The organism is Ancylomarina subtilis (genome assembly GCF_004217115.1).
Classification (GTDB): Bacteria; Bacteroidota; Bacteroidia; order Bacteroidales; family Marinifilaceae; genus Ancylomarina; species Ancylomarina subtilis.
This window is the reverse complement of the sequence record NZ_SHKN01000001.1, coordinates 22,251-36,026: the sequence shown is the minus strand read 5'-3', so window position 1 is coordinate 36,026 and position 13,776 is coordinate 22,251. Positions and strand designations below refer to the sequence as shown.

Here is a 13,776-nt window from a genome sequence, read left to right as displayed (position 1 = left end):
AAAAAGGGAGCCTATAAACACATAACAAAAGTCATTATAATCTTGAGAAAGATGCACCACTCCTATTCAACTCTAAAATTGAATAGAGAGATGAGCCTTTAGAGGATATAAAAAAAGGAACTCCCTGTGGAAATTCCCTAATATATTGAAATGAGTTTTATTGTACTAGTTGCTAAACGTTGTTGAGTTAGGCATGCTTCCAACTGTAAATTCTTTCAACTTTTCAGCCTTATTTGAATAAACAATAACTTTACCTGAAGTTGTTGCATCAACCGCTGCACACATCCAAAGATTACCATTCTTAGGGTTTACATCCATTCCGTAAAATGTTGCATCGATAAATTTTGTTGTTGGTAAAGCAGTATCATTAATATTCATTGCATAAACAGCATCTGACATATAATAAACAGTCTTCTTATCTTTGCTGATCGCAATATTTTTGATTCCTGCTGTACTTAAACTTGTTAATGCAAATGATGTTACCTCATGTGTATTAGCATCAATTTTAGAAATACCAGAGTTAGTATAAGCTACATTTGGCCAGCTTGAATAATCCGCTACACCTGAACAATAAACCCAAATATCTCCATTAGCATCCTTAACCATATCCTTTGGACAAGATTTAACAGTAATGGTTTTAATCACTTTATCAGTATCAAGATCAATCACAGAAACTGTATTATCATCATTCGACCATCCACCACTATTTGCAACATATAATTCATCACCTGAGATGATTATTTTTTCTGGACCTGCTCCTACAGCTATTTCAGAAGTAATGGCCATTGTATTTAAATCGATAACATGAATCTCATTATTCTGTTTTACTTGATTTGGATAAGTACCTGTAACTCCTGTTCCATTCGATAAATATGCTTTATTACCATCAATAGCAATTTCTCTTGGATAAGAAAGTCCTTCAATAGTCGCATAATGCTTGAAATCTGATGCTGTTACAACTTCCACATAACCTGCACCTGAATCTGTGGTTACGACAATAAATACATATTTATCATTCATTGCCATCGACTGTGGGAATTTTCCCAATGGGATACCATTAACGGCCTCAAAGTAGTTAAGAGTTACCTTATCTTCCGTATCAATTAAACTAATTGATCCATTAGTACTTCCTTCATTTAACACAAAATTCCCTTTTAATCTAGGAATCTCATTATTGTCATCATCAGAACATGATACCAATGAGAAACTTGCAATCAATAATCCCAACGCAAGACTTAAAACCTTTTTCATAGTTAATTAATTAAAAAATTATATTTACCCCAAAATGAAAAGCTCTGCCAGGCATGGGGTAAAACCTAACAATTTCATATGATTTATCCAACAGGTTTTCTACTCTTCCTGTTAGCCTAACATTTGCAAATTTTGTGTTAAAGCGATAGCCAACACTCATATCTACGAGTACATTTTCATCAACCTTATCACCTTCCCATGTATTCGTTTCAGAGCGAAATGTAGATAGAATTCCAAGGTTCCAATTCCCTCTAAAATAATCAGAAGAAAATTTAATTAGATGATGTGGTCGATATCCTAGAGTTTCTTGATATTTTTCACCTTCCTTATCATTGTCATAAGCATCATTATAAGCGTATTTTAAAGACGTTCTTATGCTATAATTCATATCATCCAATAAATGTGTAGCTTCAATATCTACTCCCTGAATAAGAGACTTTCCAATATTTACAGGACTCCAAACTGTTCCATGTACCGGTTTCCAAACAATTAAATTATCATTTTGAGCCCTATACAAATTCAAGTCTACAGTAAGACTTCCATACAAAACGTTTTGACTAAGCATAACCAAACCTAATTCGTAATTCCATCCCTCTTCAGATTTCAGTTTGAGGTTTCCAGCATTAATCCAATAACGCTCATTAAAAGTTGGTCTTCTATAATGAGTCGAAGCCTTCCCTCTAACATCTATAAGATTGGATACAAGATGAACTAAGTAACTTAAAGAGTACATATCAGGAGGATTTACCTCTGAGTTCCATTCCTTACCATAAGTAAAAATAAAAGTTCCTATTTGCGGAGTATACTTGGCAGCAATCATTAATCGTGATTCATTCTCGGTGATATCCTTTATATAATTGTTTGTAATTCCTTTCAACCAATTATATTTACCATTTACATCAACACTCCACTGATCGGATAAATACCATCTAAGGTTCATATCATTTAACCAGCGCTTTGATTCTATTTCTGAAAAAACTTTGTAGCCTGTATTGTTTGCACTTCCTCTATCTGTGTATTTTAAATAATCACTTAAGTATGCCGATTTAGCTTCCACTCTAAATTTACCCATTAGCTTCTTCCACCCCACAAAAGCCTTAAAAGAAGAATCGCGTTGTTTTTGAAAACTAACTGGTTTCCCTATCCCCATCAAACCTGCAATATTCTTTTCTTTAACTTGATACCAAACACCCAAATCGACGTAATTTTTATTAATATTTAGATGCAAGTTTTGGATGGTTCCAAAAGCTCTGTTCTGGTTATGGTTTAATCGTTCAGTGGGTGAGCCAAAATCATATTTGTCCGTATAAGTAAAATCATTCTTTCCGTACTGAAAAAAGGCTTGTCCTGAATAGGAAATCCATTTATTTGAGTATTTCCCGTGAAGCTTAGTTTTGTAATTTGAGAAACTGCTAATTTCAGACATTAATCCAACAGAAGATTTATTCTTCCAATCCGGAGTATTCGAAAGTTCAATAGCTCCACCTAGAGTTCCAGATCCGTATAAGGATGCTGTAGCACCATACACCACCTGAACATTATCAAAAGAACCAGCATTTATTAATGATAGGTCAGCAGAACCAGTAGTCAACGAATTAACTGGAATACCATTCCAATTAACTGAAGTTTGAGTCGCAGATGCACCTCTCATCCCCACTGTTGAAAGAGCTCCCAATGAACCATTTGAAGAAATATTTACCAATGAAGTTTTCTGAAGCAGGCTAGACAAATCACTTCCTCCATATCTCTGAATGAGAATTGAATCAATTTGCACTTTCTTTTCAGTAGTAGACAAATGCTGAAGTCTAGGCGCCAAAATATCAACGGTCTTTATTTGAATCGTATCGATCCCAACAGTTTGGCTCCAGCCACATAAGCTTACAAAGCTTCCTAACAGCACAAATAAAAATTTCAACTTCATCTTATATCTGATAAAGAAGAAAACACCAGGATAGACCAATAGAAATAAAAAATTCGATCGTCTTCCAAACATCTTCTCCGAATGTTTTGAAAATTAAGTTTGCATTGGCAGGTCTTCTGACTTACTCAACTTTTCCGGCCTTCCCATTCGCCTGGGCGAACAGTGGCATTGTGGTGAAAAAGCTTTTTTCTGAGCTTACAGCTACGGGAACAGCTCCGGACTCACACCGGATTCCCTTTTCATCTCTATCTGACAAAAATCAGATTCACGAGAACCAATTACGTTGCAAATGTATAAAAAAAAACAAAATCAGAGAGTCTAATCTCTTATTTGTAATCCACCACAAAACTCACTGATAATAAACTTAAAACAAACACACTGTTTAAAAAAAAGGGATATTCCTTTATTGGAACATCCCTTTTTAAGTGAATAAACAAGTTGCTAGAATCGATAAGCCAATTTAGCTATTATCGATCTTCCCGGCATATTGTAACCATCTTTCTCGGTATAATTTTCATCCAGAAGGTTTGAAATGGTCAAACCAAATGTATATTTTTCTTTAAAAGTATATGACGCTGAGTAGTCGAACACCATAAATTCCGGATGACGAAGAACATCTTCATTTTCTAATCCCGATCGTACAGCTGTTCCATTAAAATTAATTGGCATTTTGCTTACTGATGGCCAATTGGAATAATCCGCTTCATACATGTAATTATCTTCATAACGATGTCCAATGTAACGCGCATTCAATTGAGTCGTAAAGCCTTTTAAATTATCGAATTCAATACCAAAATTGGCATTATTATCGCGAACATATCTCATTGGGCTCTCCTCATTCCCAAAGGTACTATCTTCTTTTTTAACATGTTGAGTAACTGTAGCATCGATAAGATGTGTATAATTAACATACATTTTTAAAGAATAGTTGTAATCTGCTAATGCTCCAAAGTCATATGATGCTTCAATCTCAATACCATCCATATCTGCTCTGTCAGCATTTATATACGACTCATATTCATCACCTGTACCAGATGTTCCGTCAGGGTCAATTGTTTTACCAACAATTTTGTTATTATGATGGGTCGTGAAATAAGTGAAATCAAACTTAATTCCTTTAGCAAACTTATTGTATTCAAAACCAATATCAAACGTATTACTTTGTTCAGCTTTCAAGTTAGAATTTCCTTTATAAGTAGTAGATCCTTTAGTATACTCTCCTGCTACCTGAAAAGCATCAGGAGCCAAGAATGCATTTCCCCATGCTGAGTGTACGCTCAACCCATCTATAATCTCATATTTAGCACCTACATTCTGAGTAAAGACTTCGTATTCCTCTTTTCTGTTGTCTACAAAGAAAAATTCACTATTTTTTAGCTCAAACTGTATATGATCGTAACGAGCACCCATTGCCAAATTTAATTTGCCATCTATTGCTTTGGTATTAATCTGTCCAAACAATCCTGTTGTTTGAGTCAAATAATTAGGACGATATGGTGCCGCTTCATCGCCAGCTAAACTCCACTTATTGGTTTCGTATAAATCATTTTTATTATCAACACCGAAAGCAAGAGAATGATCTCCCAATTTAAATGCATCCTGAAGAATAAAACCATAATTCTTATGAGTACTTTCAGTGTTTCCATATTTTGAATTGAAGGTTGTAGATTCTTCTTTGGAGTGAAAAGGAGAAAAACTCAAATTATGAATCCCCATCGTTCCCAACACATCTGCACTGGTTCTGTATTGGTTGATATCTTTTGAGTTCATACCATAAATGTGCCAAAATGAACCTGGCGTTTCAATGCCGTTGGCAATAAACACCGACTGATTCATATTGATTTTCCAATTTTCATTCAAAATGAAACCTAAACGAGCATTGGCATTGTGCCTTTCAAACTGAGAATGTTCCATTCTTTCACCATAGGTCGACTGATCGAGAATACTTTCAGCATCGCTTTTACCCCAAAAGTTCTTTTTACCAACTTTGTAGTCGTCTCCTTGCTTTTGATAATTGTAACTCACATCAAAATCCATCGATTCAGACAAAGAACCACCTACACTAAGATTACCTTTAAACGTTTTAAAACTTCCATAAGCAACACCTACCGAACCACTCATATCTTTATGGCTCTCTTTGGTTACAATATTTATAACTCCTGCCATTGCAGATGAACCATATTGTGCAGAAAATGGCCCCTTTAAAATTTCAACACGTTCAACATTCGACATATCAATTGTAGCGATATTTGTCGTTCCTGCTGGTCTGCCATCTATTAAAATGACATTGTACTTATTCGAAGTTGATGGTGCAAAACCTCGCATACTAATCGCTGATGACACGCCAGGATATTGGATAATATCAACACCAGCTGTCTTCTTAAGCAATTCCCCCATATCCAGCGCAGAAGTTGATTCAATTACCCTTCTGGTAATCACATCCACTTTTTGAGGCAAATCCTTTAATTTTGCGTTTACACGTGAAGCATTAATCTGTACTTCGTTTAGATTCAAATGACGAACTGCTGTTGTATCTACAACAGGTTCATCCTTAGCTTGAGATGCAAAATTCATAAATGAAAGCAATGCAAAAGCCGTTAAAAATGTTCTTTTCATGTTTGAGTTTAATAAAATGAAAAATGTTTTAACTAATGCAATGCAAACAGGGAGCTAAAAGAAAATTTGACAACATGACACAAAGGATCCCTTATGGAAAAACAATCCTGAATATCTGTATTGAGTCTATTTTCGTTCACTTGCTCTTTTTCCCGAAAGCAATGACTTGTATTAATTGCAAAGGCAGGTCTTCTGACTTATTCTACTTTTTGAGGCCTTCCCATCCGCTTAAAGCGAACAGTGGCATAGGTCGTTCAAAAAGCTTTTTTTAGAACTTACAGCTACGGGTATAGTTCCAGATTCTAACTGGATTCCCTTTTCATTTCAATCCTGAATAATGAGGAGTGAAATACCAAATGCGGTGCAAATATAGATAAATTTTAAACTTTATAAAGTAAAATAGGCCTTTAATATGACACCTTTCAGACGGTGTGACCAAACACTACAGACTCTCTAATTATCAGCGCTTAATAAACCTCAAGCCATTAATAATCTGTTCTAAAAGATACAGACAACCACTCACCCCTGTTAAGGCTCGCGGAATAACATGAGTGTAACCAAAACCAGGCAAACTGATCTCTATTCCAAACAAATTATCATTCTGTAATTGAGTCTGAGCGATGCTGTTAGCATCTGCTAAAAGTAAAGAGGAAAGCTCCAATTTCCCAACACTTCCCAGTCGGTCACCCAGATCTTTCTCCTCCAAAAACTGAAGTAGCTTCTTCTGATAGGGATCATTAGGAATCACATCAATTAAGTCGATACACTCGGGCAACATGCCCAAATAGGAATACAAAAAATGAGTCATTGAATAAGCGAATGAGGCTTCGGCCTTAATAGAAAAATAGGCTCCCTTAGGCAATCCTGTTAAAGAGTTAAAGCTGTAGATATTTGCAAAAGCGCGGGCTCTGGCTCTTTTAATATCTTCCAAAGCAGCATGAAAATCTACCCCCAATTGTTTACAAACCGAAAGTACCAAACTTTCAGTGGCATCAAAACCTATACACATACCTGTTTCCTGTTCCAGGTAAGGAATACCGTATTCTTTTTCCATCCACATAGCGGCTGGTTTGCCAAATTCAGGCTGTAAGATAATATTCAGCTCCGCTTCGGCAAAACGACTCAATTGGGCTGTAGAATCACCCGCTAACATCGTTGTTTTCACTGAAATGCCACACAAGGACAGCAAGCGTTTCATCTCTTGAACCTCTCCTTCGAAATACTTGTGGTAAATGGAAATTCCCACCAAATTTACACTTCGTGGATCTGTTTTGGACTTTTGTTGAGGAGCCAAACTTTGTAATACTTGCAATAGCGTATCGCTAAAGCCCTGATGAAAGGGAGCTGAAAACCCTGTATTTTCAATGCAAACACCCGCAAGATCAGGATAGGCATTCCTGAAATAGGCCTCCAAATCATCGCCAATTAAGGCCGCTCCCGGCGAATTCACCAGAGCCAGATAATTAAACTGGTCCTCCTTTATAAAATTAAGGACGCCTTCCAGTTTTTCCTTCGCGCCATACACAAAGTCATGATCGTCGAGAAATGTACAGGGGATTCGGTTCTGTCGAAAATAGTAGCGTTCGGGATTTGAAACCGGATCGTAGGAAAAACCCCGACACAATTGATCGCCTGAAACGGCGGCATGATAAAACTTGCATCCCGTTGGTCCATTCAATACAACAATACTATCTTTTATACCTTCAAGAGCAAACAAAGCTCCCGAAAAGGCATCAGGCAAAATACTTGGTAAAAAGGTCTCCATCGTTCTTCCAACTTTCCTTTATATGATTACTAAAAATTTCTTTCCATCTACTGGCTAATTCGATACCACTAAAAAAGCCACAACTTGGACTGTAGGGAATCGTGTCACATAGGAAATCCCCTTTAATTGTTGAAGTATTGTAATTGGTTAGCAGTATATCAGGCTTTAATTCTAATAAATCTTCACCCTGATTTACAAACTCGTAATTTTCAACCACCTTTATATCTTCAGCATATCGGGACGTAAATCGATCATCCATACAGGAATTTAATAAATTGATTTGCAAGACTTCCATCTCCAAAGCAAAGGCTGTTTCCAACAACCAATCGATATTTCGCATGTACATCACTACAACAAGTCGCTTGCCTTTCAGATAAGGTTTTAACACATCAACACGTTGCTGAAATTCTTCTCTTTTCTGATCAATTAAAGCAACAAATTGATTCTGCTTATTATATATTTCAGACAATCCTTCTAACCACTGTTGTGTTTCAAAGAATCCTACAGGCAAACGGTGTGGAAAAAATTTGGCACCAAACTCTTTCTCCAAAAAATCTTTCATCATGCGCCCCATATAATCATCCTTTGAAAGGATGTTATACTCAGCCATCATAAAATTACGAATCTCATCAACCGTTGTATTCTTAACAAATCGGCAATTAACTTCAAGTCCCAATGAAGCAATCAATTCTTCCACAATACGATGATTCTCTTCAGCATTTCGGCCAACCGATCGCTCTCCTATGATGTTCACCTTATTCCCCTTAGGTTCCACCCTTTTGTCTATCAGATGTCGGGCAATTTCGATATGTGCCATAATAACGCCTTGCATGTAATCCCCAGCCATATCGCCATCAGCTTTTATGGGAACAACAGGACAAGCGTCGGTTCCCATTTGGATGATATGATCCAGATCATCACCTATAATTCCTGGCGTACAAGATGTCGTAACAAATATTGCAGAGGGCTTTTGTTGCAAACAGTTCTCTACTTTTTTACGTAACAAATCCATACCACCAAAAACCATCACACTCTCATCCATATCCGTGCTTTGCAGGGGAGGAATAATATTGGCTGCCAATACCGATCCACGCTCAAAAAGAGCTCTCCGTCCAATGCTGGTTATGGCATTATTCGCCATGTGGACACAACTGGCAGGTCCGTGCGATAAACTGATGGCATCCTTTATTTGAATGGTGACACCAATACTTCCGTTATAAGCGCAGCCATGCAGGGGTTCTCTATATAACAAACCTTTTGAAATAAAGCTTTTAGGGTCTTTTTTCTCTACAACTTTACTTTCAGTCACTTTCTTCGCAGACTTATAATTGCAAGTATCCTCTTTGGCAAGCAGTAAATCAGATGCTACAGTTTGGTAGGTTCCATTTTTTTGCGCCAGAGTCTTTTCCTCATTAACATGATTAGAAACTTCAACCTTAAAGCCCAAAACGGTTTCCTCCAATTCCATATCGCTTAATGGATTGGCCTCGAACAATTCACTATTCCGGATCATTTCATTAGCCAGGTTTTCAAATTTCCCTCTGATAGGTGAGTTGGGGAAGCGTTGTGTTAAGGTCATTCCTTCCTGTTCGGCAATCGCAAACTCATCACTCCGAGGAATATGAACACAAACAGGTAAGTTCACCGCTTTAGCAAATCTTTGCACGCGTCCTTCCTCATCAGCAATTCCTCTTTGGTTGAAGATAATTCCCCCAACCCGCTTCATACCATGGTCATAATTCTTGATACCTTTCAGGATGTTGTTGGCAGCATAAATCGACATGTATTCTCCCGATGTAACCACATAAATTCTATCGGCATATTCACGGCGTATGGGTACGGCAAAACCACCACACACCACATCACCCAACACATCGTAGATGGTATAGTCGAAATGCATTTCTCTTACGCCCAAATCCTCAATCAATTTAAAAGTGCTTAAGATTCCCCTTCCGGCACAACCTACTCCAGGCTCTGGCCCTCCTGCTTCCACGCAAGCCACATCCCGATAGCCTTTAAACAAGATATCGTCTAAATTGTAATCGTTGGGTTCGGTATCCCTCAGGTAATCTAAAACGGTTGTAATCTCTCGCCCATTCATCAACAAACGGGTGGAATCATGCTTGGGATCGCATCCCACCTGCAATATCTTCTTATCACAAGATGCTAATGCCGCGGAAACATTGGCCGAAATGGTTGATTTCCCAATTCCACCTTTCCCGTATATAGCTATCTGTGACGCTTTTTTCTCTTGATCAAACATCCCTTGATTCATATTAGTTTTGTGCTTTTAAGATATTCACCATCAAATCAGTCAAATAATCAACCAAGCCCTGAACCACTTCTCCATTAGTTACTCCAACACTTAACTTTTTCTCATCTATTCCAAAATGATTTGCCAATGGGGATAATATCATATTCGCCGCAAAGATCGTTTCTTCGGCCTTTAATAAATTCCATCTGTATTGATCGATCAAATGAATAATTGCCGACACAGGCGCCAACAATTCTGCAGATTTGGCTAAAGATTCAAGCTCATGTACGAAATTCGGTTTTAAAAGCGTTCCATTCTCCTCTTTTGTAAATCGTTCCCATAAGGTATCGATACTCACGCCATATCGTTTCAAGCGAGCCAAAACACAGTGCTGACTTTCAGACGACAAACCCGTTTGCTTATAAAGCGCTTCTTTTACTGCTGCTTTTACAGCCAAACCGATGATTTCGCCAAGCTTTGAATGCTTCCCTGCATTGGTCAAGGTCATTGGCGAATCCAGATTTCCAACGATGATACTGCCATCGGTACCCGAACCAGTTGCCAGGTCGTTGGAATAATTGCTACCTCCCATCAGTTCCTGAATGGCAGCTGTTTTTGCCTCTGTACAAGTCACCAAAGCTCTTGTTAGCGTACCTGCAGGAAGATTCGCATCAATAAAAAGGATGATATTAATGGTGCCATGACTTACTTTTTTGTGCCGATTTGCCCACTCATCCCAAGAGGCCGGATCACCTACTCGTCCTCCATTGGTCTCGATCCCTGCAGTTGCAATTGCTGTCACCGACAAGTCGCCATGATGCTCAGTTTTAATAGAAACATTCTCCATGGAAGCTGCTGTTCCCATACCCGAACACTTATCAGGCTTCAAACCCAATTCTTCGGCCAAAACCATCAAATGTTCCTCATAGGTGTCTGCTTTCATTTTACAGCCCATGCCTGCACCTAACTTACAATCGTTGTTGTATATGTAGCTTAGGTTCTCATGATAGCCGCCATTTAAAGGCGATGTGCTTATGGTATTTCGCTTTCCTCCAAAATTGAGTATCAGTGATTTTTTATAAAAATGAAGTTGATCTCCACGTTTAGTCTCAAATATCATCATGGCAAATTGTTGTATTCTTTAATTTAAAATATCTTTCACTTTCTGAGCTAATTCTCCTGCCTTCAATTGATCCAGACGAATGTATTCCGCCTCCATCTTTTCGGCCAGTTTATTTCCCAAACCAAGCTTCAAAAATCCTGTTTCAGTATCCACTAAAACGATTTTAGCAGATTCATTAGCCAGATTTTCTGCATTTTTGTATGCTGCCTGCAGAGGATTTGTCTTTCCTTCCACCCAGTTGGCCTTCCCATCGGTAAGCAATACAATTACGGGTAACAACTCTTTGTCTTTCGAACTCAAAGCTTTCAAACTGGTATTCATTTGCTCCAGAGCATGAGCCAAAGGGGTTCTTCCTCCCGTTTTTATATCTTGTAGCATTCTGTATGCCAAATCAATACTTCGTGTTGGGGGTAAAATCATTTCTGCTTCTTCCCCACGGAAGCTCATTAAAGCTACCCGATCTCTTTTTTTATATGCATCTTGCAACAAGGAGAAAACGGCTGTTTTAGCTTCCACCATTCTTTTCTGCACGCCCATGGATCCACTGGCATCTACCAAAAACAAAATGGTATTCCCAATTCGTTTTTCCCTGACCTTCTCCCGAAAATCAGATTGTTGAATATTGACTTTCAGTCCATTCTTTTTTCTGATAGCTTGAAAAGGAGCTGCCGCACGCAAAGTGGCATCAAAAGCCAAATCTTCAATTTTTCCTTTCGGGTATTTTACCTTTATATACCTTCCCGATTTGCTATTGGTCTTGGTCTTACTACGCTTCCCATTCCCTTTCGACCGTTGTATTTTATCTTTATCTATTTCCAGAATATTCCCAACCTGATAAGCCTCAGCCATATCAAATAACTCCTCTTTCTGGTTTTCTTCCTCCTTAGCTGGATTTTCAAAATCAAAAGGTGGGATTTCCATTTCCAGATCTTGATCTAAGGGAAAATCATTTTCGGGATTCTTATCTTGATTCTCATTTTGAGCTGAATCATGGTTTTCGTCTTGCTCATCTTGCTGATTTTCATCCTGCTGTTCCTGTTTTTCATCTTGTGCACTTCGTAAGCGATGTATTAAAGCCAGATCACGCACATCCATCACCTCCTTTAAATCTACCTTCGATTTATTTCTGAAGGCTGCCAAAGCTTTTGCGCCCAAAGCCAAAGCCAAATCGCCTCTATGGCCAGCACAAGACGCTTTCATGCAAACATCAGCAATCAAGTGCAAAATATTATCATTAAGCTCTATACTTTCGAATTGGCTTTGTGCCTGAAGAATCTGGCTTAATAATTCCTGTTCTTTATCAGCATATTTTCGACAAAAGGATTCAGAATCGGCTTCATAAGCCAAACGCTTGGTCATAATTTCAATTCTTTCACGAACATTGATACTTGCATTTACATCTACAAAAAAACCAAAACGATCCAACAGCTGAGGTTTCAATCCGCCCTCTTCGGGATTCATAGTACCCACCAAAATAAAACGACACGGATGCTCATAGGAAATCCCCTCTCGTTCTACTCTATTCACCCCTGAAGCTGCCACATCCAATATGGTATTCACCAAAGATTCTGACAAAAGGTTCACTTCGTCGATGTAGAGAATATGGTTATGTGCTTTGGCCAAAATTCCCGCTTCGAAATGTTGCTCTCCATATTTTAAAGCCTTTTCCAAATCGATACTTCCCAATATCCGATCTTCGGTAGCATTCAAGGATAGAGTCACCACTTCCTTGTCAGGTAACAAAGCCGCCAGAGCACGAACAATGGTCGATTTTGCCGTTCCCTTCTGTCCTGATAACAGCACACCTCCAATTTGTGGGCAAATCAGATTCAAAAACAAAGCCCTCTTTACCTCCTCCTGTCCAACTATGGCGGTAAAGGGATACAAGTTCTGCATACCTGTATTTTCCATACTCATCTGATCGATTAGCATACTTTCTCTTCCAACCATTTGTCCAATGCACTTGCGCTTAAACAACCATCATCAAATGGCAATCGTCGCATTCTATGTGGCAATACCAATTCTGCCGCTTCCAAAATATGTTCACGTTGCACCTCATCAACATTTTCATATGCTGCAATTGTACTAGCCACTTTAATCATCGTAATATCAGCTCTATGTCCATCAACGCCCAAATCCAGCGTAATCTCCGCAGTCAGTTCCAGCATTTTATCTGAAATCTTCACTTTGGGTAACAATTTCTGCGCTTCTTTGATTTGTAAAACAATCTGCTTGTGCTCTTCTTTAAATTGTTGTATAAACGTTTCCGGATTTGCTTCGAAGGCCAATCTTCTTTTAATCACTTCGACCCTTTTCTCAACGCTATTTTCTCCTTTCACATCAATGGTCATTCCAAATCTGTCGAGCAACTGAGGTCTTAAATCTCCTTCTTCAGGATTCATGGTACCCACCAAAATAAATTTAGAAGGATGAGAGTAGGAAACGCCTTCCCGCTCTACAACATTTACCCCCATAGCGGCAACATCCAGCAGGATATCCACAATATGATCATCCAAAAGGTTTACCTCATCTACATAAAGGAGATTGTTATGGGCTTTCGCCAATATGCCTGGTTCAAACTTTTTCTCTCCATTCTTTAAAGCATGCTCTATATCAAGGGTTCCAACAACACGATCTTCAGTTGCTCCAACCGGAAGATCAACCACCCTATTGTCGGGTAACAGATCGATTAAGGCTCTTACGCCCGTACTTTTTGCTGTTCCTTTCTCTCCCCGAATTAATACGCCTCCAATTTTAGGATTAATCACATTCAGTATTAAAGCTTTTTTCATTTGTTCCTGCCCAACAATTCCGGCAAATGGATATCGTGTATGCATTGTATTTTA

Annotated in this window: 8 protein-coding genes and 2 riboswitches; all 8 genes read right to left on the bottom strand. The window is 38.4% G+C overall.

What is annotated here, in order from left to right:
- Positions 1 to 165 precede the first annotated feature (165 nt).
- A complete protein-coding gene (locus tag EV201_RS00135; protein WP_130305385.1) occupies positions 166 to 1,251 on the bottom strand; it encodes a YncE family protein in 1,086 nt (361 codons plus the stop codon).
- A 10-nt stretch (positions 1,252 to 1,261) separates the two neighbouring features.
- A complete protein-coding gene (locus tag EV201_RS00130) occupies positions 1,262 to 3,244 on the bottom strand; it encodes a TonB-dependent receptor plug domain-containing protein (RefSeq protein ID WP_130305384.1) in 1,983 nt (660 codons plus the stop codon).
- Between the two features lie 17 nt (positions 3,245 to 3,261).
- A riboswitch (cobalamin riboswitch) is annotated at positions 3,262 to 3,466 on the bottom strand.
- 147 nt (positions 3,467 to 3,613) lie between these two features.
- Positions 3,614 to 5,788 (bottom strand): TonB-dependent receptor plug domain-containing protein, encoded by a 2,175-nt coding sequence (locus EV201_RS00125; protein ID WP_130305383.1) that lies wholly within the window; start codon positions 5,786 to 5,788, stop codon positions 3,614 to 3,616.
- Between the two features lie 165 nt (positions 5,789 to 5,953).
- Positions 5,954 to 6,161: riboswitch (cobalamin riboswitch) on the bottom strand.
- Between the two features lie 87 nt (positions 6,162 to 6,248).
- A complete protein-coding gene (locus tag EV201_RS00120; protein ID WP_130305382.1) occupies positions 6,249 to 7,553 on the bottom strand; it encodes a nitrogenase component 1 in 1,305 nt (434 codons plus the stop codon).
- Entirely contained in the window at positions 7,522 to 9,828 is a 2,307-nt protein-coding gene (locus tag EV201_RS00115) for a nitrogenase component 1 (protein ID WP_130305381.1), read from the bottom strand. Before EV201_RS00115 ends, EV201_RS00120 begins: the two co-directional genes overlap by 32 nt.
- A 1-nt stretch (position 9,829) precedes the next feature.
- Positions 9,830 to 10,930 (bottom strand): adenosylcobinamide amidohydrolase, encoded by a 1,101-nt coding sequence (locus EV201_RS00110; protein ID WP_130305380.1) that lies wholly within the window; start codon positions 10,928 to 10,930, stop codon positions 9,830 to 9,832.
- A gap of 18 nt (positions 10,931 to 10,948) precedes the next feature.
- Positions 10,949 to 12,880 (bottom strand): VWA domain-containing protein, encoded by a 1,932-nt coding sequence (locus tag EV201_RS00105; RefSeq protein ID WP_130305379.1) that lies wholly within the window; start codon positions 12,878 to 12,880, stop codon positions 10,949 to 10,951.
- A complete protein-coding gene (locus tag EV201_RS00100) occupies positions 12,856 to 13,767 on the bottom strand; it encodes a magnesium chelatase ATPase subunit I (protein WP_130305378.1) in 912 nt (303 codons plus the stop codon). The genes EV201_RS00105 and EV201_RS00100 overlap by 25 nt, the downstream gene beginning before the upstream one ends.
- Between the last annotated feature and the right edge of the window lie 9 nt (positions 13,768 to 13,776).